This is a genomic window from Bacillus sp. JNUCC-22, assembly GCF_018861275.1.
In the GTDB taxonomy this organism is placed as follows: Bacteria; Bacillota; Bacilli; order Bacillales; family Bacillaceae; genus Bacillus; species Bacillus velezensis.
This window is the reverse complement of sequence record NZ_CP076408.1, coordinates 550501-571367: the sequence shown is the minus strand read 5'-3', so window position 1 is coordinate 571367 and position 20867 is coordinate 550501. Positions and strand designations below refer to the sequence as shown.

Below are 20867 nucleotides of genomic sequence, written 5' to 3'. Positions count from 1 at the left end.
AGGCAGACTTTTAAAACCTGGCCTAATGATTTACCTTCTCTATCACAGGCCGGATCATTCATAAGTGAAATGGTTCTGAACCAGTCCCTCTCTTTTACCTACTTGCTGCCTTAATCAAAATAAACGGGTTCGTCCGGATGTTTGAGATACGCAAACATCTTTTCAATCTGACTTTCTGTATTGCGGGCTTCAGATAGCGGCGGCAGTTCCTTTTCCGCAAAAAAGCCGGCGGCGCTTGTTTCTGTTCCCTCCCTGATCCGGCCGCCGATGATCTCGCATTTGATAAACACTTTGTAAACGTGGGCGGCGGACGGCGGATGGGAATGGCATTTCTTATCCATTACAGCTAACAGTTTAACGGGCTTTACGTCGATTCCCGACTCCTCTTTTACTTCTTTGACAGCGGTCTCGCCCGGTGAAATCCCGATATCAGCCCATCCTCCCGGCAGCGCCCATCTGCCGTCGCTTTTCTCTCTTACCATTAATATGCTCTGATCTTTAAAAACTGCCGCTCTGATATCAACTTTCGGAGTGGGATAGCCCGTGTCACCGGCGAATACGTCTTTGATGACCCTTTTATCGATGCCGGTATGATGCGCCATGATATCCACGCTTATTTTTCTTATTTCTTCAAATCTCTCAATATCATATATGTCTTTGGAATAAGCCAGCCCCGCTTGCGCCGCGGATTGAAGCTGTTTTGCCCATTCAAGCCATTTTGGCTCCATTTTTTCACCGCCCGTTATGTTAATTGACGAAACCCTGAGGGTCCGAGTATTGCACCTTGAGAGTACCGGTGCCCATGATCCGTTTCTGCTCCTTGTTTTCTGTGTATGACGGAGCGAATCCTGCCGGAAAAACAGAAAAAAGCCATTCATTTGCTGAATGGCTTTTTTTCATTTTCTATTTTTCTTTCATGACGAGAACGACGCCTGAAACAATAAGAGCCGCCCCGATCCAGAAGGTTCCTCCGATCGTCTCTCCCAGCAGCAGCCAGCCGAGCAAAGTCCCGGAAAGCGGCTGAAAGAAGAAAAACAGACCGCCGCTTGCCGCATTCAGTAATTGCAATCCGCGATTCCAAAGCATGAACGCGCAGGCGGTTGAGATCACACCCAGATATAAAAGTCCGCCCCATATCTCAGGCCGGGCAAGCTGAGACAAAGGAATCTCCCGAAGCGGGCCCGCTGTAAACGGGGTCAGGATGACAAATGCGACGCAAATGGAATACGTTGTGACGACAAGCGGTGAGTAATGGCCGGGAACCCGTTTCATCAGCACGGACATCAAAGCCCATGTCAGCGCCGCAGCCAGAAGCGAGAGACCGCCGAGCTGGCTCGACATATTGAGATCTCCGTTCCCCACAATGAGCAATACTCCGATCGTCGCCAGCCCTGTCGATATTCCTTTTTTCAGCGTTAACCGTTCTTTCAAAATCAGCCGGGCAAATACAACCATAAATGCGGGAGTGGATGCCGTAATAATCGCACCCATCTGCGCGGTTGATAATTTCGTGCCGATTTCCTGCGTGACGATCGAAATCGTGTTGCCGATCAATCCGATCGCAGCAATCAGTAATAGATCACGTTTATGAACTTTCCAGGATTGGCGTGTAAACAAACTGAGAATCAAAAGCGAAAGTAGCGCCACCGCATATCTCAGCCATACCAGTTCAAGCGGCGGAATAACCGCTACAACAACTTTAACGACGACATACATACCGCCCCAGATACTGGCGGCCAATGCCAAATAAATCGAACCAAACAATGTATTTTTCAATTTGATGCACCCTCCGTTATCATATTAGGTCACGTCATATGCCCTAACGGAGAGAAGCGCAGTCACTTTTCTCCATTAAGGGCGGAGAAGAGCTGCCGGTACATCATGTTCAAATAAGGGCGCTAGAAACATATCGTTTTTCACCTCAATTGCAATCTGATTTTTCTCATTATACAAGGTTTGTTAGAAGACGTAAATGAACGGCGGCATCGGCTTTATGGATTGCGGACTTGCAGCTGGATTCTTGTGATCTGATTGTCAAACCCGTCCGCCACAACCTCATCAAGCATATATTCTTCATATGCATAATCGCCCATTTCCAGTCCATACTCTTCAATAAACTGCATGATGCCGCGGTAAGCCGCTTCCGCTTCATCCCCTATTTGGTACCCGACGGCATAAAGCCCTTTCGGCTTGATATGGAAATCTTTATTCTCTATGTCTTCTTCTGTCTTCATATAAAAATGAGTGTAGTTGTAGAATTCTTTTTTCAGAATCTGCTCCCGCGCAAACAGTCCGCCGACCGGGTGCCCCTGATCGAGTTCATGTACCCGCATATAGCGGATCAATTCGGAAATGGCGGCAGTGTATTGCCGTTCTGTCAAATGGAGTACGGGGCGTCCTATCATAAGTGTCTCTTCATCTAATCGCTGCAATGAGACGGAGGAAAAGTCTGTCTCCAAGGCTTGTTCGGTCAGCTTCACCTTTGTCTGAATCATTCTTTGCAGATGCTCCAGCTTTTTGATTTTGCTTTCGATTTCTGAAGATTTCTCTTTTAAAAGCGTGATGATACCCTCAGGGGTTTTGTCTGTTAAGAGCGGTTTAATCTGCTTTAAGGGCACGCCGACCTCCTTAAACAGACCGATGACCTGGAACAGTTCGAATTGATGATAGGAATAGTATCTGTATCCGTTCGCTTTTTTGATTTCCGGAGAAAGCAGGCCGATCTCGTCATAATGGAACAGGGTCTGTTTTTTTACGTGGCACAGTTTTGCAAATTCACCCGTTGTGAAGTATTTTCTGACGTCTTCGCTCATAATGCCTCCTTGACTATACGGTAACCATATCCTTTATGATGATCATTGTATCCGAGAGAAGGCTGATTCACAAATGGCTTACGCAATGAAAGCTTTACCGTCTCAGAAAAAGCGGAAGAGGAGTATCAAGTATGACGATTGAAATCAGAGCAGTCACGGAAGAAAACCGTGCTGATATACTGGCGCTTCATGTAAGGGAAAGCCAGATTTCATTTATTGAAACCGCGGAAGAGTGCTTACAAGATGCTGAGGATTGCCGGCATTATCAGCCGGCCGGTCTTTATATTAACGGGGAATTGGTCGGCTTTGCCATGTACGGATGGTTTCCGGAATATGATGAGGAAAATGAAAACGGCAGAGTGTGGCTTGACCGTTTTTTTATTGATGAACGTTATCAGGGACGGGGATTGGGCAAGCTGTTGCTTGATGCCCTAATCCGTCATCTCACTCAAATATATGATTGCAGACGGATTTATTTAAGCCTGTTTGAAGATAACGTCCACGCATTGCGGCTTTATCAAAAATTCGGCTTCTTATTCAATGGAGAGCTGGACTCAAACGGGGAAAAAGTGATGGTGAAAGAGCTGTAAACCCTCTGTATAAAAGCGATTCGGCTTCTTGCCAATACCTTAAATTTGAGGTAACATAAAGATATTAGACGACGGTCGACGGACTACGGTCGATTATTAAAACCTGGTACAGCGGAGCGGAACATGGTGATCAGGCATCTAAATGGAGGAGAAGATTGTGCTTATTATACTCGTTATGTTTCTTCTCGGGATTATTCTCGGGTTTATCGGCGCCGGGGGAGCCGGTTTTGTCATTGCACTTTTAACTATACTGTTTCACGTACCGATTCATACGGCTTTAGGCACCTCCCTTGCCGGAATGGCTTTCACAAGTTTGTCGGGGGCATTCAGCCACTACCGTGAAGGCAATATTCAGATGAAGATCGGTCTCATCGTCGGCGTTTTTGCGGCATTCGGTTCGTTTTTCGGGGCAAGGCTTACTTCCCTTATCCCCGCAGATTTGCTGCATTACTTGACGGCGGGCATGCTGTTTTTATCTGCTCTGCTTATTTTAGTCCGGTTATTTATTGTAAAAGAAACACAAGAAGATTCGGGACAGCAAAGCAATCTGAACATATGGGTGAAAGCCGTTGTACTCGGTGTCATCGCAGGAATCTTGTCCGGAACGTTCGGGATCGGCTCTGCCCCTTTCATCCAAATCGGCTTAATGATTCTTTTGCGCTTATCCATCCGCCAGTCGGTCGGCACCACCATGCTTGTCATTATCCCGCTTGCGGTCGGCGGAGGACTCGGTTATGTGACGGAAGGATTTGTCGATTATATGCTGTTGGTCAAAGTGCTGATCGGAACGATGTGCGGCGCATATGTCGGAGCGAAATTCACCAACCTCGTGCCGAAAGTCATTCTGAAATCAGCCATCTTTTTAACACCGGCCATCGCCGGTCTCATGCTTTTATTTTAAACTGAAACGGGAGGCGGCCGCCTCCCGTTTTGTTCTGTTCTTCATCTGTTTTCGAAGAGCTTTTTCAGCTTTGCTTCCGTTTCGGTATGATCTACCGGTGTATACACACTGCAGCGCAGATCACTGTTGCCCTGAACCTGAAATGAAGTCAGGTTAAAGACCATTTTTCCCGCCTTCGCGTGGCGGAACTCAATTAATACTTCGGGTGCCGAGCTGACTTCGCTCTCATTCCACAGCGTATGAAATTCCGAATACGTTTTCTCCATTTCTTCTATAAACTGAGAATACCACGTATCAGCTACATACTGGCCGTAATACGTTCTGAAAATGGCGATGAATCCTTTCACAAAGTGCTCCCAGTTCACGGCTAAACTTCTTAATTCTTTTCTGGAAAACAATAGCTCTATGAGATTCCGCTTTTCAGGAGGAATTTGTTCAAAATCTAAAAACACGTGCGCCGCAGCCTGGTTCCACCCTACGATATGACACCGCCTGTCCGAGATAATGGTGGGACAATAACGGAGCTCCTGCAGGATTTTTGAAAGGGACGGGCTGATAACCGCTTCTTCCTCCGCAGCAAACGGCTGCTTCACGCCCTCCTCAATGGCAAGCGCGTATAAATAATTTCTCTCATCTTTGTTCAGCTGCAGCGCATCGGAAACGGCGTCCAATACGGCTGCGGACACTTTAATGTCTCTGCCCTGCTCCAGCCACGTATACCACGTGGTGCTTACGCCGGCTAATTGCGCGACCTCTTCTCTTCGGAGTCCGGGCGTTCTTCTCCGTGTACCCATCGGCAGCCCGGCCATCTGCGGAGAAATTTTGGCCCGCTGCGTTTTTAAAAACTCTGAGAGCGCCTGCAATCTTCCTTCTGGTATCATACCGAATCTCTCCTCTCTTACCCTGGTATTCATTATACTAGGATAATCAACAACTTGTAATAGGATAATTGCGAGTTACAATAAATACATACCGAAGGAGGAATGACCATGAAAAGAGTTGTGATCACCGGAATGGGAGTGATTTCACCTCTCGGCAATGATGTGCATACATTTTGGAAACACCTGACGGAAGGAAAATCGGGAATCTCTTTCATCGATTCGTTTGATGTCTCCGGCTCAAAGACAAAAATAGCCGGTACCGTCCGTGATTTTGACGCAGAAGAAAGATGGGGCAGAAAAGAAGCGAGACGGCTTGACCGTTTCAGCCAGTTTGCTTTAGCGGCAGCGGAACAGGCGCTTGAAAGCTCCGGGATTCAGCTCGATCAGATTGACCGTGAACGCCTCGGCGTGTACGTCGGCTCGGGAATCGGCGGCATCACGACTTTGATTGATAATGTTCATACTTTAAATGAACGAGGAGCGCGAAAAGTGAGCCCGAGCCTTGTCCCCATGATGATCTCAAATGCGGCCGCCGCTCAAATCAGCATCAGATTAGGCGCGCTCGGCCCCTCACTTTCTCCCGTCACCGCGTGTTCCATCGGCAATACGTCGATCGGGGAAGCATTCAACGCCATTCGGAATGATGACGCAGATATCATGTTTGCCGGGGGAGCGGAAGCGGCGATTACGAATTTGTCATTAGCCAGCTTCGGCAATGCCCACGCGCTGTCAGCGAGAAACGAAGACCCCGCCGCGGCAAGCCGGCCGTTTGACGCGGATCGCGATGGATTTGTCATGAGTGAAGGCGCGGGCATCTTAGTATTGGAATCATTGGATAGCGCAATCGGCAGAAATGCCCCGATCCTTTGTGAGGTGCTCGGCTACGGTGCGAGCTCTGACGCCTATCATATGGTGGCCTCCCATCCGGAAGGAACGGGCGCATACCTGGCGATGAAAAACGCTTTGAAAAAGGCGAACGTTTCAGCGGAAGACATTGATGTCGTAAGCGCTCATGCGACAAGCACAAAAGCCGGAGATCTTTCTGAAACATTGGCCATCAAGACATTATTCGGGGAGCTTGCGTATGATATTCCGGTTACGGCCAACAAATCAATGCTCGGCCACATGCTTGGCGCGGCAGGCGGCGTTGAAGCCATCGCTCTGACAGAAAGCCTGAGACACGGCATCATCCCGCCGACGATCAATCTGCAGCACCCTGATTCGGCATGTGATTTGGACTATGTAGCAGACGGGCCCCGCCATCAATCGTTAACGATCGGCCTTTCCAACTCATTCGGCTTTGGCGGGCATAATTCGGCGATCGTGCTGAAGAAATATGAATAACGGGTATCAAAAAAAGGAGTGAATCATTTCACTCCTTTTTTGCTTTCTCCGGTTTTGTTGTTAAGGCGAAAAAAGCGATGGAACCGATAACGGATGTCGTGAACATAATTGCCCCCATCGGGACGGCCGTCGCTTCATTCATCCCCACAAGCGGCGACACGATGGAACCGAGAAGAAGCGGAAGCATGCCAAGCAGTGCGCTTGCGCTTCCCGCGCGGTGTCCCTGCTTTTCCATCGCCAATGTAAAGGTGCTTGTCAGCGTCATGCCGATCGTAATCATATAAATAAAAATTGAAATCACCAGTGCCGCCAGCGGTCCGTGAATGATCGTCATGACGAGCAGAACGGCAGTCGCCGTCATCGCTGTAATCACGCCGATTCTCAACAGGCTTTTTTCGTGAATGATTCCGCCGAAACGCCCGATGATAAAGCTTCCGGTAATGATCGCCAGACCGTTTATGCCGAATAAAACACTGAATACCTGAGGCGATACTCCGTAAATATCCTGATACACGAAAGGCGTTCCGGAGACATACGCAAAGCTCCCGCCGTGAATAAAACCGACCGTCAGCGCATAACCGATAAATGACCGATCCTTCAGCAGGCTTCCCATTGTCCGCACGGAATTTCCGATGGAGCTCGGAATCCGCTTGTCCGGCGGCAGGGTTTCTGTCAGCTTGAGCGCAATGATAAGAACAAGCAAAAACCCGATAAAGGTTAAAAAGAGAAAAATCGTATGCCATGATGCAAACGGAAGCAGTAAAATCGCGCCTCCCGTCATCGGCGCCACCATCGGCGCGACGGCGGTAATGACCATCAGCAGCGAGAAAAATTTAGAAAGCTCTCTTCCCGAAAACACATCTCTGACGATTGCACGGGATAAAACGAGTCCTGCCGAAGCGGTGAACCCTTGAAGAAAACGGGCAATCACTAATGTAGTAATGTTCGGTGCAAGCGCGCAAAACAGAGAAAACAAAGCAAATAAAAAAATACATAGTAATAACGGTTTTCTTCTTCCCTTCGCGTCACTTAACGGGCCGACAACAACCTGTCCGATTGTCAGTCCGATCAGACATGCGGTTAAACTGAGCTGGACAAGCGATGCGCGGGCGCTTAAATCTTCAGCGATTTCAGGGAAACTCGGCAGATACATATCTATATTGAGCGGCCCCAGTATCGCAAGCATTCCGAGAAGAAAAGCCAGCGCAAGCCGCTCCTTACCGGTCGGATTATGCAACATATCGTTCCCACCTTTCCTTTGTCAATCTCTCAAAACATTTGTATATTGTATCATAATTTTTTCTTTATTTTTAAAAGTTTTCAAAGGGCATAAAAAAACCAAGGGCTGTAACAGCCCTTGGGTCTGGGTCACGCGGTAAAAGGTTTTACGCGTGTTTTTCTTTAAATGCTTTTGCGTATTGATCAGCCGCTATAATGGCATCCGCCACGTCGTCAGCCGTAACGTCAAAAGCAGCATGAATTGTTTCTTCTTCAATCGTCGCGGCTTCTGCCACTTTCATAATGTCCTCTTTAGATGCGTCTTTCAATTTGATGTCTTCAAGTGTGACAGGCAGCCCCAAGCTGATATAAAACGCGATATACCGCTCAATTTCCTCAAGCGAACGTTTTTCCAGCGCCAATTGAACGAGCGTGCCGAATGCCACTTTTTCACCGTGGGTCAAGTGATGGATTTCACCTTCAAGCGCGGTAAATCCGTTATGAATGGCATGTGCCGCAGCTAAGCCGCCGCTTTCAAATCCCAGTCCGCTCAGAAGTGTATTGGCTTCAACCACCGCTTCCAATGCGGGCGTAACGGCTTTCGCTTTCACAGACTCATAAGCGAGACGGCCGTATTTGAATAATACCGCTTCACATTTTTCCGCGATAGCCTCTCCGGCGATTGTCGGAATTCCGCCTGCCATCGTTTTACCGCCATTGGCGATGACACTGCGCGCCTCTATCCACGTCGCCATCGCATCGGCAATCCCTGATGCTAAAAAGCGCGGCGGAGCTTCCGCGACGATTTTCGTATCGACCAGAACCAGGTCAGGATTCTTATGATAGAAACGATAGTTTTCGAACGCGCCTTGTTCAGAATACACGACAGACAGCCCGCTTGTCGGAGCGTCAGTTGAAGCGGCCGTCGGCACGATAACGGTATAGCCGTTTATTTCATCTGATACGGCTTTGGCCGTATCAAGCGTTTTACCGCCGCCGACTCCGATGACAATAGTCGCGCCTGCTTTTTCTGCGATGCCGGCAATTCTTTTCATTTCTTCCTGCGAGGCTTCGCCGTTGAAAACCGCCTCTTCAGAAGAGATATTGCTTTTCTTTAATTCAGCCGTCACCTTGTGGCCCGCGATATCCCATACGGTTTTGTCCGCGATGACGACGGCTTTTTCACCAACGCCCTCCAGATGTCCGCCGATCGTTTTAATGGCGTTTTTTCCCTGCACGTATTTGGCCGGACTGATAAAAATTCGTTCCAATGTCATCATCCCTTCTTCGTTGTCTCTCATTACATTTCTCTTATTGATAGAGCAGAAATGAAAACTCTTCTGATATAATTCCTCGTTTTAAATTGATTTAAACCTCATATACACTGCAGAAAAATCAATTTTCACGGCATTGACAAGATGTGAAGGTGTCTATATAATCTTCGATATTGAAGCTGATCATTCTTTACTGAATGAACAAACGAGATTGTGAATGATTCGTCTTAAAAATTATTTAGTTCTGCTGGATAATTTTTGAGGCGTTTTTGTTTTTTATATATTTTTGACTGCGGAGGAGGTTTGCACATGAAGAACATTTGCAAGGATATACTGATGATTATGGCCGGAGCCTTTCTTATTGCGGCGTCCGTGGAATTTTTCGTCATCCCGAATCATTTAGGGGACGGCAGCACCGTGGGAATCGCTCTCGTGTTATATTATCTTTTCCATATACCTGCAAGTATTACGACTCTGGTTGTAAATTTGATTTTTATCGGGCTGGCTTATAAATTTTTAACGAAAAAAACGATTTTATACACGATACTCGGTACGGGAATGACTTCTGTTTTTCTCAGCATCGTCAGCTTTATTCCGTTCGGCGTGCACGATATGGTGCTCGGGATTGTATTCGGCGCTCTGCTGATGGGAGCGGGGCTGGCATTGATCTTTATCGCTGACGGATCTACCGGCGGGACCACGCTTTTGGCGTATTTATTAAATTACACAAAGGGCTTTAACATCTCGAAAAGCATGTTTTATATGGATTGTGTCATCATTTTTGCATCCGTTTTAGCGATCGGCATCAATCATATGCTGTATACGTTTATATTCGTATATCTGTGCGCCAAAATCGTCGATATTGTCATTGAGGGTTTCCATAATAAAAAAGCTCTCACCATTATGTCTGACCAATACGAAGAAATCGCCAAAGCCATCACCTCCGAGTACGGCAACGCGGCGACGATTTTTTACGGATACGGGTATTACGGCAGCAAAGACAAGCGCATTATCTATGTTGTCATTAAAAAGAACGAATTGCTGAAAATCAAAAAACATGTTCAAAAAATTGATCCGAAATCATTTATCGTTATTCATGAAGTAAAAGAAGCTGTCGGAGGGCAATTCGGGTTTACAAACCTGCCCGCCGCCGGAAATGAAAAATAACCGCCTGCAGTGTATAGCTGCAGGCTTTTTTTATTCGGCTCTTCCCCGCTCAAAGGTTTTTACATCTTTCAATCGAAGTAGTAAATGAAACCTTTTTTGATGGAGGAACATAAAAAATGAATATCAAAACTGACAGGCTCGTAATTCGGACATTTGAACCGGAAGATTGGCAGGATGTCTATGCGTACACCTCAAATCCGAATGTCATGAAATATATACCAGAGGGTGTCTTTACCGAAGATGATGCCAGGAAATTCGTTACTGAAAACAGCGGTGAACATGCCGGGAAGTTTCCCGTTTTATTGAAGGATGAAAAAACGGTCATTGGCCACATTGCTTTTTTTCAGTATTTTGGCGATCATACGTATGAAATCGGCTGGGTGTTTCACCCGGAATACCAGGGCAAAGGATATGCTTCAGAGGCGGCGCGCGCCGTGCTGGCATTCGGGTTTAACAAGATGAAATTACACCGGATCATTGCGACATGTCAGCCGGAAAACATGGCTTCGCACCGGGTGATGGAAAAGATCGGGATGAGACGGGAAGGCTTTTTCAAAAAATGCATCCCCCATGATAATGAATGGTGGGACGAATATTATTATGCCGTTTTAGAAGAAGAATGGGAAGTCTCCAATCTGGAATAAAAAGGCTTATACCCTTTGCTTTTACAGATAAGTGTGTGCTACACTGTTTGTAACAAATACGAAGGGATGATGGGTGGACAATGATTAACTAATCTTATTTTGACCGTTTGAAATCAAATATTTCAAATCAGAAAAAATAGGATTAGTCTGCCCATTTTCTATACGATACGAAAGCTATGTAAAAATAGCTTATTTGATCATGCACAGGTACGGCTAATCCTTCCAAATCAATTGGGAGGATTTTTTTGGTCCTCCCTTTAAAGCGAGGGATTGACATATGAAAGAAATGTTAAAAATAAGCGGCATCAGTTATGAAATCAACAGTGTTCCCCTTTTTGAACAGATCAGCGCGAGCGTTCAGCAAGGTGACATCATCGGCGTTATCGGTAAAAACGGCGCCGGCAAATCGTTATTGCTGCAATTGATCTGCAATCAAAAAGCGCCGTCACAAGGACAGATCCAGATGATGCAAGATGTGAACATATATATGGTGGAACAAGAAACGGAAGCTTATGATTCCGGCCATCCGGAGCCTGCGGAGGCAGCCTTGTTGGAAAAGTGGAACGTGCCCGCACGCGCCTTTTCGAAATTAAGCGGCGGAGAAAAATTGAAAGCCCGTCTTGCCAAAGGTTTCTCCTCCTCAAGCAGCCTTTTGTTATTAGATGAGCCGACGAACCACCTCGATCAGCACAGTTTAGAAATACTGCTAAATCAGATCAAGAATTACAAAGGCACCATTATTTTTGTTTCGCATGATCGTGCTTTTATAGATGCAGCGGCGACAAAAATCTGGGCCATCGAAGGAAAGAAACTCATTGAACATAAAGGGAATTATTCAAGCTATATGGAGGTCCGCAAACAGAGAAGACTGACACAGCAGCGCGAATATGAGAATCAGCAGAATATGGTCAAAAGGATTGAAGCTCAAATGAACGAGCTGAGCGCCTGGTCAAAAAAAGCCCACGCCCAATCAACGAAAATAGAAGGGTTTAAAGAATACCATCGCGTAAAAGCAAAACGCACGGACGCCCAGATTAAATCAAAGCAGAAGCGCCTTGAGAAAGAGCTTGAAAAAGCGAAAGCAGAACCGGTTGAAGCGGAGTATGAAGTCCGTTTTTCCATTGAACACCGCAAAAAAGCGGGAAAGCGTTTTTTAGAAGTAAGGGATGCCGCAAAGTCATATGACGGCCGAACGCTTTTCAAAAACGTGAATTTCACTGTGATGCACGGTGAAAAGATCGCGATTACAGGCCCGAACGGCAGCGGGAAAACAACATTATTGAAGGTCATCCTCGGTCAGGAAAAAGCACAGGACGGCAGCATATGGATTTCTCCGTCTGCAAACGTCGGATATTTAACCCAGGAAGTATTCGACCTCCCGCTTGATAAAACCCCCGAACAGCTTTTTTACAAAGAAACGTTCGAAGCAAGGGGAAATGTTCAATCCCTCATGAAGCATTTAGGATTTACCGCAGCGCAATGGACGGAACCCATCGGCAAGATGAGCATGGGAGAGCGGGTCAAATGCAAACTGATGGCGTTTATTCTGGAGGAGAAAGATGTGCTGATTCTGGATGAGCCGACAAACCACCTTGATCTGCCGTCACGCGAGCAGCTTGAAGACACTTTGGCCCGATACGACGGAACGCTCATCATCGTATCTCATGATCGTTACTTTGTCGAAAAGACGACGGACATCCGGCTTGATATCTCAAACGGCAGCGTCCGAAAACAATGGAAAGAATCTCCCTCCGTCAGGGACGATGCTGAAGAACTGCGATTGAAGCTTGAAACCGAACGGCAGGAAGTCCTCGGAAAACTCAGCTTCATGACTCCGGCTGATAAACAATATCGTGAGCTTGATCAAAAATTCAAAGAGCTGACGGAAGAAATAAAGAAATTGAAATGAATGAAAAACCCGTGATTGTCACGGGTTTTGTTTTGGAAAGCTCACGTATCATGAAGAATAATTTCAAACTGATTTGTACAACCTACGTTCAGATTAATTATGAGCATGGTTCAGGGGGGCGAAGAATGGCCAAACGCATTGGAATTACGGGAAACATTATGGCTGATCAATCCGGCCCTTTCCCGGGTTATAATCGGGCATATGTCAATAATGATTATATTCAGTCTGTTTCTGAGGCCGGCGGTGTGCCGTTTATATTGCCGGTGATTCAAGAGACGGCGCTTTTAAAGGAACAGGTCTCTCATGTTGACGGGATCATTCTGTCCGGCGGTCAGGATATAGACCCGCTGTTTTACGGCGAAGAACCTTTACAGGCTTTAAGAAAGACCTTTCCTGATCGGGACGCCTACGAGAAGGAGCTGATTCTCACGGCGGTTGCTTTAGAAAAGCCGATTCTGGCCATCTGCCGGGGGATGCATATGTTAAACGTCACTTACGGGGGAACTTTATATCAAGACCTGACACACGCTTCGTTTGCTGACATTAAGCATGATCAAGAAAAAGATCCGCCGTTAAAAACCCATCATGTTTCTTTTGAAAAAGGGACACGTCTCCATACCTTGTTTGGCGATTCAGCGCGGGTGAATTCATTCCATCACCAGATCATAAAAGAGACGGCGCCTTCGTTTAAAGTGGCGGCTTATGCGAAAGACGGGGCCATTGAAGCGATTGAACGGACGGGTGAATTATTTGTCGTCGGCGTGCAATGGCATCCCGAAATGCTGACAAAAAAACATGAAGACATGAAAAAGCTTTTTTCTCATTTCATGGATGCGGTCAGCACATAAAAAAAAGCAGATCAAAACGATCTGCTTTTTCATTTTATTCTTCCGGTTTCTCCGGTGTTTTGCCTTGTGTCAGCTTATGGCCTTCGATATCCACGTTCGGAATGATTTTATCCAGCCACTTCGGCAAGTACCAGGCCGCATGTCCCATCAGCTTCATGACACTCGGAATAATGGTCATTCTTACAATGAACGCATCAAAAAGCACACCGAAGGTCATTGCCAAGCCCATGGATTTGATCGTAGCTTCTCCCGCAAAGATGAATCCCGCAAAGACGAAAATCATGATCAGTCCCGCCGCTGTTACGACAGGTCCGCTATGTTTCAATCCGGCATGAATGGCTTGTACCGGATTTTTTGTTTTGACATATTCTTCTCTCATTCTGCTGACAAGGAATACTTGATAATCCATCGCCAGCCCGAAAAGAATACCGATCGCCAAAATAGGCAGGAAGGCGAGAATCGGGCCTTTTTCCGGAATGCTCAGCAAGCCGGTGAAATGTCCATCCTGCAGGACGAATACCGATAACCCGAGTGTTGCGGTCATTGTCAGCAAAAAGCCGACAACGGCGGCAAGCGGCACGAGAAGCGAGCGGAAAACAACGGTCAGCAATACAAACGCAAACCCGACAATGAGAATGGCGAATTCCGGGATCGCATCGTTTAACCGGTCTGAAATATCAATGTTCACCGCGGTTGACCCGGTGACGAGCAGGCGGATGCCGTTTTTGTCTGATCGTTTCCGTATATCCTGCACTAACTCTTTCGTTGCCTTATCATTCGGCCCGGTTTCAGGCACTGCCGTAATAATGGCATAGTCCCCTTTTTCGTTCGGCATGGCAGGGCTGACGCTCGCCACATTGTGCAAGTCCTTCATTTCTTTCACGGCGCCTTGAAAAGCTTCACTTTTGTTCCCCTTGACCCCTTTTGCATCGGCAACAATTGTCAGCTTGCCGTTAAAGCCTTCTCCGAATCCTTTAGACAACAGATCATAGGCGCGGCGATCCGGGCTGTCTTTCGCTTTCATTCCCGCATCAGGCAGCCCCAGCTCTAAATGCATGGCCGGCAGACTGATGACGGCTAAAAGAATAATGCTGAAAATGCTTAACAGAATAGGCTTTTTTGTAACGAAGCGCCCCCAGGCATTCGTGCCGGCGCTTTTCTTTTCTTTCTTCTTGTATGATTTCGGAATCATCCGTTTTCCCGCGATTGACAACACCGCAGGCACCAGCGTTACTGATGCCAATACAGCCATCAGCACACTGAGTGCCGCAGTCAATCCCATGGCAGACATGAACGGAATGCCGACAACAGTCAATCCGCAAAGCGCGACGATCACGGTCAGTCCCGCAAAAACGACGGCGCTGCCTGCCGTTCCCGCGGCTTTCGCGATCGATTCATTTTTTTGTACACCTTCGCCCAAAAACTGACGATGCTTCGTAAAGATAAACAGCGCATAATCAATTCCGACGGCCAGTCCGATCATTCCGGATAATGAGAGACTGACCGAGGCTATCGTAAAGAACTGTGTCCCAATTAACGTCAGCGCGACGCTTACACCTAACCCGATCAGAGCCGTGACAATCGGCAGCCCCGCGATGACTAATGAACCAAAAGTAATGGCCAGAACGACGAATGCCAGCACAACGCCGACAATTTCAGATACACCGCCGATTTCAACACCGGCCCCCGGCACATCGCCGCTGAGCTCCGTCTGCAGACCCTTGTCTCCTGCGGCGGACAGACTGTGTTTAATATGTGAAACAGACGCATCCGTAATGTCATCCGCCGCTTTTTTGTACGTAATATCGGCATATGCCACAGATCCGTCTTTAGAAATGGTTCCTGTCTCAAAAGGACTTGCAATCGAAGCGACTGAATGATCTGTTTTGATCTTCTTTAATGTCTCTTCAACCGCTTGTTTCTCCGGTTTTGACGTCAATTTCTTCCCGTCTTCAGCTCCGAAAATAACCCGTATGCTTCCTTTATCGGGACCCTTTAAAAATTCTTTTTGAATGATATCCATCGCCTTTTCAGAAGGTGTGTCGGGAATTGACATATCCTCAGAAAAAGCAGGTTTTAACGAGATGGCGATCACAATCGAAGCGATCAGTATCACGAGCCACGCACTGATCATTTTTAATCGGTTGCGGGCAGACCATCCACCTAATTTATATAAAAAACCAGACATCGAATACTCCTCTCCAATCATTACTTTCTGCCTAATTGTAGTTCACATTCACATAAAAAAAACGTACATAGGGGCATGTACGTTTGGGCAGTTTTTCATTATATATTCAGTTTCAGAATGCCTTTTTGCATGGCAATGGTGACGGCTTCCGTCCGCGAATCAGCGCCTAATTTGTTATAAATCGATGTTAATCTCGCTTTTACCGTCCGCTCTGAGATTCCTAAATCGAAGGCGATCGCTTTGCTTTTATGTCCTTGCGCAACGGCTTGCAGAACTATGATTTCCTTGTCCGTCAGCTGTGTTTCATTGGCATTTGCCCGTTCCATTTTCAGTTCCCGGAAACGCCGCAAGATGTCCGGCTGCAGAAGCACTTCTCCCCTGACCGCCGCATCCATCGTATGAAATAAGGTTTCTGAGCTTGTGTCTTTCAGCAGATAACCGTTCGCGCCTGATTCAATGCCTTCTATCATCAGATGATCTTCATTATAGGTCGTCAAAATAATGATCGGCACATCAGAATGCTCTTTTATCTGTTTAATGGCTTCCAGCCCGCTCATTTCCGGCATGTACAGATCCATGAGAATGACATCGGGCTTTAGTTCCTCTGCGAGGCGGACGGCGGTTTTCCCGTTTTCCGCCTCTCCCGTTATGGTGTAATGGTCATTTGTTTCTATCAAAAGCTTCAGACCTTCTCTGACGACAAGATGGTCATCTGCTATTAACACTTTATACATGTTCCGCCTCTCCTTGAATTGGTATGATGATCTCAATTTGAGTTCCCGCTGATTTGGCGCTTGTTATACGGCAAGTGCCGTTCATCATATTGACGCGTTCTTGTATCCCAAGCAGCCCGTAATGTCCGCTTTTTCTCATTTCTGTTCCGGCATCAAAGCCTTTCCCGTCATCTTTGACGGTTATGCGGATCTGTCCCTCTTCTTCCTGAACGGATACCCAGACTTTCTTTGCTTCTGCATGCTTGGCGGCGTTTGTCAGGCCTTCTCCGATCATGTAATGGCAATTCTCCGCCGTATGAACGTCAAGCACATGATGCACGCTGTAATCTAAAAAACAAGACAGCCCGGAGGCTTCTGTAAAATGGTTGATTTGTTCAGTGATGCTTTCTTTTAAGAACCCGATCTTTTCTGATGTGCTGCGAAGGTTGTCAATGGCCGAGCGCGCATCAGCCAATGTGCCCTTCACTCTGTCCATTGACTGGCTGATGATGTCTTTCGCTCTGTCAGTGTTACCCTTTGAAAGATGAACATGCACCGCTTCAAGCTGCATATGCAAGCTGACCAATCCTTGAGCAAGCGTATCGTGCAAGTCTCTCGCCATCCGCTGCCTTTCATTCTGAAGCGTCAGCTGTTTCACTTGCCGGTGAGCGAGCTCTAATTTTTCAAGCGTCATCTGTGTTTTTATTTTTTCATCAACTTGCGCGAAAAATGTGGCCGCATACGTGATAATCACGATCATGATGGGAGCGGCGATAACGATGAAACGTAGCAGATGATGCGGATGCTCCTGGTGCAGGGCTGTTATGGACATTAAAATGAAAAGATAGAGTATGAGCAGCGTTTTTCCCTTATCCGCCATTCCGATAATCTGCCCGATTAAAAAGGCATAGAGACCGACGACAACCGCGATATAGCCGCCGGTCATCAAGTTAGCCGATGTATATATGATAAATCCCTGTATGATGAAATAAAAAAACGTTTTTTTCTTCACCCAGCGATGGGAATGCCAGTGCAGCACGGTAAAAATGACGATCAATATTGTGAATAACAGCAGCAAAAAAACCGTCCAGCTTTCATAAATGTACTGCAAAGAGACTGATGCGGCATATACCATAAAAATAAACGCCAGACCGGGCACCCGAAGCGCAAGCATATGCAATGAACGTCTGTCACGGGAGACATAGTCTTCTTGATGTTTTGTACCAAACAATCTCTGTCCACTTCCTTTTAGCCGACCGGCCTCACGAGGTTTTATTCTATTTGTCATCATACCATAAGTGCCTGCTTCTCACCTTCCCCTTCTTTCCTGCATGACGGGCGAAAGAAAAAACAGCCTGCGGGTTTGTTCGCAAGCTGCTTTTGTTCATATCTTTTTTATGACCTTTCCCGGGTTTCCGGCCATGACGGAATTTGGCGGGACGTCTTTCGTAACGACTGTACCGGCCGCAATGACGGAGTTTTCGCCGATGGTGACGCCTGCTAAAATGACACAGCTTCCTCCGATCCATACATTGCTGCCGATCGTAATCGGAATGCCGTAACCGCTTTTATTTCTTCCTTCCGGCTGCAGAGAATGCCCGGCTGTATAGATCCCGACATTCGGCCCTATCATACAGTTATCGCCTATCCGCACGTCAGCCATGTCTAAAATGGTGCAATTATAGCCGGCATAAAAATGATCGCCGACATGAATATTGGTTCCGATATCACAATGAAAGTTATGCTCAATGCTCGGTTTCTCTCCCGCCGTCCCGAACAGTTCTCTGATGATCGCTTCTTTTGTTTCAAACGCTTCCGGATCGGCGTCGTTTAATTCCCGGACAAGCCTATGCGCCCGGATGTTTTTCTTCCTCAGCTCTTCCGTTCCGCGTTCATAATAGATTTTGTTATCAGAACTCATGTGTCGAGCCTCCATTCTCAGCAAGGATATTCTATTTATTCTCCGTTTGAAAACAATTTTAAACCGTCTTGACTGATTCGGGAAGTATATTTTAAACTACTTTTAATAAGTCTTTTAAAAAGTGATTAATAAAGGAGTGCGGAATCATGGCGAATACCATTAATAATACATCCATTGTAAAAAAAACGAATGAAGAAACCATCATTGAAGCGCTGCTGAAAACGGATGCGGCCACCATTTCCTTTCTCTCTCAACAAACAGGGCTCAGCGCCGCCACGTGCGGAAACATTTTACATGAATTAAAAGAACGCGGCGAAGTCATGGAAATGGAACCGAGCGCCTCAACAGGCGGAAGAAAAGCAAGGCAGTTTACGTTAAATGCGGACAGTCATTTGGTACTCGGCATATCCGTTAAAACAGAAGGCGGCGTCCATTCGATTGACGTCGCGCTGGCAGATTGGCACGGTGACTATGTTGAAAAAGACAGCTGCTTTTATGATGTCATCAATTATGACGTCATCGAACGGCTTACTGACGAATGGATAAGGCGGTTTCCCAATATAAAGGCGATCGGCATGGGGGTTCAGGGTGTGGTCAGCCACGGGGTGATCGGCATTTGTGACACTGAGGAGCTGTGTGATATCCCGATGCAGGAAAGACTTGAAGCCAGATATTCTGTCAAAGTCAATGTAGAAAACGAGATGCATTACGCTTTGTACGGATTTTATCGCGATCAGCAATATACCGTCCCGAAAACCATCGCCATGGCCGCATTTGTCAAAGACAATCCTCCGGGAGCGCGCTTCGTTATAGACGGGCGCTTAGTCAAAGGCAATACACAATTCGCCGGAGAAATTTCTTATATTCCATTTGAATCGACACGCAAGCAGCAGCTTGAAAAGCTCTATTCACCGGATTCTTTTCCGGAACTGGCTGTTAAGATGACAAGCGCCATGATTTCAATCATCAATCCGCAGGCCATTGCGTTTATCGGAGAATTATCAAAAGGGTTGGATATGGAACAGGTTTATGAAGCATGCTCCGCTTTTGTCCCGAAAGAACACATGCCCGAGCTGATTCTCATAGATGACATCCAGCCCTATTATCAAAAAGGATTGATTGCCATCACCTTAAAATCTCTGCGTTTTCCGCTTCATTTGGCAGAGAGGGAACTGATTTCATGAGTAAACAGGGCATTCAAAAATGGAAACTTTCCCTTTTTATTATTTTTTCGCTGCCCGGACTTGCTTTCTCATCCTGGATTTCCCGCACGCCTGAAGTCAGAGAAACGCTGAAAGCCTCGACGTCAATGATGGGGTTGATTATTTTCGGGCTTGCATGCGGCTCATTGATCGGCCTGTTAAGCGCCAGCCGGATCATCTCGCGGAAAGGCACCAGATTCGTTGCTTTGATCAGCGTTCTGATTGTCATTATCGGGATATTCGTCATCAGCGCAGGTGTTTTTGCCGCTTTCAAAAGCATCGTATTTGCCGGACTGATCATCTTCGGGCTCGGCTACGGACTTGCGGAAGTGGCCCTTAATGTAGATGGTTCCGCCCTTGAACGCGCCGCCGGGAAAACCATGATGCCCGCATTGCACGCATCATTCAGCGCCGGCACATTGCTAGGCGCGGGACTCGCCTCTCTCGCTATTTTATTCAAGGTTCCCGTTCTCGTTCACCTGCTGCTCATTGCCGGAATTGAGTTTATCCTGATTTTTACTTTCTTCCGGTTTCTGCCGGAGGACACCGGAAAAGAAGATGCCGTCTCTAGGCGGCAGGACGTCTCAAGCGAAAAGCCGGTAAACGTCTGGACAGAGCCGCGCACACTGCTGATCGGACTCATCGTGCTCGGAATGGCTTTCGCAGAAGGGTCGGCCAATGACTGGCTTCCGCTCACCATGACGGATGGTTTTCACGTGACGCACGCACAAGGCACGGCGGTTTACGGCGTCTTCCTCACCGCTATGCTGATCGCCCGCATCTTTGGCGGGGCATTTTTGGACCGGTACGGACGCGTGCCCGTTCTTCGTCTCTGCACCGCCATCAGTGTCATCGGACTTTCCCTTGTGATTTTCAGCGGAAACCTCACAGCAGCCGTAATCGGCGTCTTTCTTTGGGGAATCGGCGCCTCCCTCGGCTTCCCGGTCGGCCTTTCCGCAGCCGGCGATGACCCAAAAGGAGCAGTTAAGCGGGTCGGAGCAATCTCCTTCGTCGGCTACTGCGCCTTCTTAGTCGGCCCTCCCGTTCTCGGACTGCTCGGTGAAGAATTCGGCCTTGTTAAAGCACTGATCATCGTACTGATCGGCATCGTGCTCAGCGGTCTCGTCTCCCGCGCGGCAAAACCGCCCGCGCATCAGAAAAACGTTCATGACACCAACAGCCATTCCATGTGAACAAGAGGAAGCGATTGTGCTTCCTCTTTTTTGACTCTCCGCTTTATCTGATAAACAAAAT

At 47.2% G+C, this 20867-nt stretch carries 19 protein-coding genes; 9 read left to right on the top strand and 10 right to left on the bottom strand.

Features of this window, described 5'->3' with window-relative positions; all coding sequences use genetic code 11:
- Window positions 1–110: 110 nt before the first annotated feature.
- From JNUCC22_RS03000 to JNUCC22_RS02990, 3 genes are all read right to left on the bottom strand, one after another.
- Complete coding sequence (locus JNUCC22_RS03000; protein WP_039062704.1) at window positions 111–728, bottom strand: NUDIX hydrolase; 618 nt, start codon at window positions 726–728, stop codon at window positions 111–113.
- Window positions 729–903: 175 nt separating this feature from the next.
- A complete protein-coding gene (locus JNUCC22_RS02995) occupies window positions 904–1776 on the bottom strand; it encodes a DMT family transporter (RefSeq protein ID WP_039062703.1) in 873 nt (290 codons plus the stop codon).
- A 215-nt stretch (window positions 1777–1991) separates the two neighbouring features.
- Window positions 1992–2813, bottom strand: a complete 822-nt coding sequence (locus tag JNUCC22_RS02990; RefSeq protein WP_039062702.1) for a MerR family transcriptional regulator — start codon at window positions 2811–2813, stop codon at window positions 1992–1994.
- A gap of 131 nt (window positions 2814–2944) precedes the next feature.
- Here JNUCC22_RS02990 and JNUCC22_RS02985 point away from each other — a divergent pair, with 131 nt between their 5' ends.
- A complete protein-coding gene (locus JNUCC22_RS02985; protein ID WP_072588842.1) occupies window positions 2945–3403 on the top strand; it encodes a GNAT family N-acetyltransferase in 459 nt (152 codons plus the stop codon).
- Window positions 3404–3560: 157 nt separating this feature from the next.
- Window positions 3561–4304, top strand: a complete 744-nt coding sequence (locus tag JNUCC22_RS02980) for a sulfite exporter TauE/SafE family protein (protein WP_015416927.1) — start codon at window positions 3561–3563, stop codon at window positions 4302–4304.
- Window positions 4305–4345: 41 nt separating this feature from the next.
- Here JNUCC22_RS02980 and JNUCC22_RS02975 read toward each other — a convergent pair whose 3' ends face one another.
- The gene (locus JNUCC22_RS02975; RefSeq protein ID WP_007409314.1) at window positions 4346–5185 is read right to left on the bottom strand and encodes a helix-turn-helix transcriptional regulator; all 840 of its coding nucleotides are present in this window, start codon (window positions 5183–5185) and stop codon (window positions 4346–4348) included.
- A gap of 108 nt (window positions 5186–5293) precedes the next feature.
- Between JNUCC22_RS02975 and fabF the strand changes: the two genes are divergently transcribed.
- Window positions 5294–6529: a beta-ketoacyl-ACP synthase II gene (fabF, locus tag JNUCC22_RS02970; protein ID WP_015239270.1), complete on the top strand. Its 1236-nt coding sequence runs from the start codon at window positions 5294–5296 to the stop codon at window positions 6527–6529.
- 28 nt (window positions 6530–6557) lie between these two features.
- On the opposite strand, the gene JNUCC22_RS02965 is transcribed toward fabF, so the two are convergent.
- Together JNUCC22_RS02965 and JNUCC22_RS02960 are read right to left on the bottom strand one after the other, a co-directional pair.
- Entirely contained in the window at window positions 6558–7769 is a 1212-nt protein-coding gene (locus JNUCC22_RS02965) for a Bcr/CflA family efflux MFS transporter (protein ID WP_038463691.1), read from the bottom strand.
- Between the two features lie 145 nt (window positions 7770–7914).
- Complete coding sequence (locus JNUCC22_RS02960; protein WP_015239268.1) at window positions 7915–9048, bottom strand: glycerol dehydrogenase; 1134 nt, start codon at window positions 9046–9048, stop codon at window positions 7915–7917.
- 282 nt (window positions 9049–9330) lie between these two features.
- Between JNUCC22_RS02960 and JNUCC22_RS02955 the strand changes: the two genes are divergently transcribed.
- From JNUCC22_RS02955 to JNUCC22_RS02940, 4 genes are all read left to right on the top strand, one after another.
- Window positions 9331–10188 (top strand): YitT family protein, encoded by an 858-nt coding sequence (locus JNUCC22_RS02955; protein ID WP_032866769.1) that lies wholly within the window; start codon window positions 9331–9333, stop codon window positions 10186–10188.
- A 116-nt stretch (window positions 10189–10304) separates the two neighbouring features.
- Window positions 10305–10832, top strand: coding sequence for a GNAT family N-acetyltransferase (locus JNUCC22_RS02950; RefSeq protein WP_072588841.1), 528 nt, complete (start codon window positions 10305–10307; stop codon window positions 10830–10832).
- Window positions 10833–11109: 277 nt separating this feature from the next.
- Entirely contained in the window at window positions 11110–12741 is a 1632-nt protein-coding gene (gene abc-f / locus JNUCC22_RS02945) for a ribosomal protection-like ABC-F family protein (protein ID WP_042634893.1), read from the top strand.
- A gap of 125 nt (window positions 12742–12866) precedes the next feature.
- On the top strand, window positions 12867–13589 hold the full coding sequence (locus tag JNUCC22_RS02940) for a gamma-glutamyl-gamma-aminobutyrate hydrolase family protein (protein ID WP_042634892.1): 723 nt from the start codon (window positions 12867–12869) through the stop codon (window positions 13587–13589).
- A gap of 34 nt (window positions 13590–13623) precedes the next feature.
- Here the strand turns inward: JNUCC22_RS02940 and JNUCC22_RS02935 are convergent, their stop codons facing one another.
- The 4 genes from JNUCC22_RS02935 to JNUCC22_RS02920 all read right to left on the bottom strand — a co-directional run bounded on the left by JNUCC22_RS02935 (window position 13624) and on the right by JNUCC22_RS02920 (window position 18411).
- Window positions 13624–15777 (bottom strand): MMPL family transporter, encoded by a 2154-nt coding sequence (locus tag JNUCC22_RS02935; protein ID WP_216062115.1) that lies wholly within the window; start codon window positions 15775–15777, stop codon window positions 13624–13626.
- 98 nt (window positions 15778–15875) lie between these two features.
- Entirely contained in the window at window positions 15876–16511 is a 636-nt protein-coding gene (locus JNUCC22_RS02930) for a two-component system response regulator YdfI (protein ID WP_042634889.1), read from the bottom strand.
- Window positions 16504–17664, bottom strand: a complete 1161-nt coding sequence (locus tag JNUCC22_RS02925; RefSeq protein ID WP_216062316.1) for a sensor histidine kinase — start codon at window positions 17662–17664, stop codon at window positions 16504–16506. The genes JNUCC22_RS02930 and JNUCC22_RS02925 overlap by 8 nt, the downstream gene beginning before the upstream one ends.
- 210 nt (window positions 17665–17874) lie before the next feature.
- The gene (locus JNUCC22_RS02920) at window positions 17875–18411 is read right to left on the bottom strand and encodes a sugar O-acetyltransferase (RefSeq protein ID WP_050594964.1); all 537 of its coding nucleotides are present in this window, start codon (window positions 18409–18411) and stop codon (window positions 17875–17877) included.
- Window positions 18412–18557: 146 nt separating this feature from the next.
- Between JNUCC22_RS02920 and JNUCC22_RS02915 the strand changes: the two genes are divergently transcribed.
- Together JNUCC22_RS02915 and JNUCC22_RS02910 are read left to right on the top strand one after the other, a co-directional pair.
- Window positions 18558–19595, top strand: a complete 1038-nt coding sequence (locus tag JNUCC22_RS02915; protein ID WP_025284327.1) for an ROK family protein — start codon at window positions 18558–18560, stop codon at window positions 19593–19595.
- Complete coding sequence (locus tag JNUCC22_RS02910) at window positions 19592–20806, top strand: MFS transporter (protein WP_072588838.1); 1215 nt, start codon at window positions 19592–19594, stop codon at window positions 20804–20806. Before JNUCC22_RS02915 ends, JNUCC22_RS02910 begins: the two co-directional genes overlap by 4 nt.
- The last annotated feature ends 61 nt before the right edge of the window (window positions 20807–20867 follow it).

Excerpts from the sequence above, each read along its gene's own strand:
- JNUCC22_RS03000 (WP_039062704.1), bottom strand. The coding sequence starts at position 728 with ATGGAGCCAAAATGGCTTGAATGGGCAAAACAGCTTCAATCCGCGGCG.
- JNUCC22_RS02990 (WP_039062702.1), bottom strand. The coding sequence starts at position 2,813 with ATGAGCGAAGACGTCAGAAAATACTTCACAACGGGTGAATTTGCAAAA.
- JNUCC22_RS02985 (WP_072588842.1), top strand. The coding sequence starts at position 2,945 with ATGACGATTGAAATCAGAGCAGTCACGGAAGAAAACCGTGCTGATATA.
- JNUCC22_RS02975 (WP_007409314.1), bottom strand. The coding sequence starts at position 5,185 with ATGATACCAGAAGGAAGATTGCAGGCGCTCTCAGAGTTTTTAAAAACG.
- fabF (WP_015239270.1), top strand. The coding sequence starts at position 5,294 with ATGAAAAGAGTTGTGATCACCGGAATGGGAGTGATTTCACCTCTCGGC.
- JNUCC22_RS02965 (WP_038463691.1), bottom strand. The coding sequence starts at position 7,769 with ATGTTGCATAATCCGACCGGTAAGGAGCGGCTTGCGCTGGCTTTTCTT.
- JNUCC22_RS02960 (WP_015239268.1), bottom strand. The coding sequence starts at position 9,048 with ATGAGAGACAACGAAGAAGGGATGATGACATTGGAACGAATTTTTATC.
- JNUCC22_RS02955 (WP_032866769.1), top strand. The coding sequence starts at position 9,331 with ATGAAGAACATTTGCAAGGATATACTGATGATTATGGCCGGAGCCTTT.
- JNUCC22_RS02950 (WP_072588841.1), top strand. The coding sequence starts at position 10,305 with ATGAATATCAAAACTGACAGGCTCGTAATTCGGACATTTGAACCGGAA.
- abc-f (WP_042634893.1), top strand. The coding sequence starts at position 11,110 with ATGAAAGAAATGTTAAAAATAAGCGGCATCAGTTATGAAATCAACAGT.
- JNUCC22_RS02940 (WP_042634892.1), top strand. The coding sequence starts at position 12,867 with ATGGCCAAACGCATTGGAATTACGGGAAACATTATGGCTGATCAATCC.
- JNUCC22_RS02935 (WP_216062115.1), bottom strand. The coding sequence starts at position 15,777 with ATGTCTGGTTTTTTATATAAATTAGGTGGATGGTCTGCCCGCAACCGA.
- JNUCC22_RS02930 (WP_042634889.1), bottom strand. The coding sequence starts at position 16,511 with ATGTATAAAGTGTTAATAGCAGATGACCATCTTGTCGTCAGAGAAGGT.
- JNUCC22_RS02925 (WP_216062316.1), bottom strand. The coding sequence starts at position 17,664 with ATGCTTGCGCTTCGGGTGCCCGGTCTGGCGTTTATTTTTATGGTATAT.
- JNUCC22_RS02920 (WP_050594964.1), bottom strand. The coding sequence starts at position 18,411 with ATGAGTTCTGATAACAAAATCTATTATGAACGCGGAACGGAAGAGCTG.
- JNUCC22_RS02915 (WP_025284327.1), top strand. The coding sequence starts at position 18,558 with ATGGCGAATACCATTAATAATACATCCATTGTAAAAAAAACGAATGAA.
- JNUCC22_RS02910 (WP_072588838.1), top strand. The coding sequence starts at position 19,592 with ATGAGTAAACAGGGCATTCAAAAATGGAAACTTTCCCTTTTTATTATT.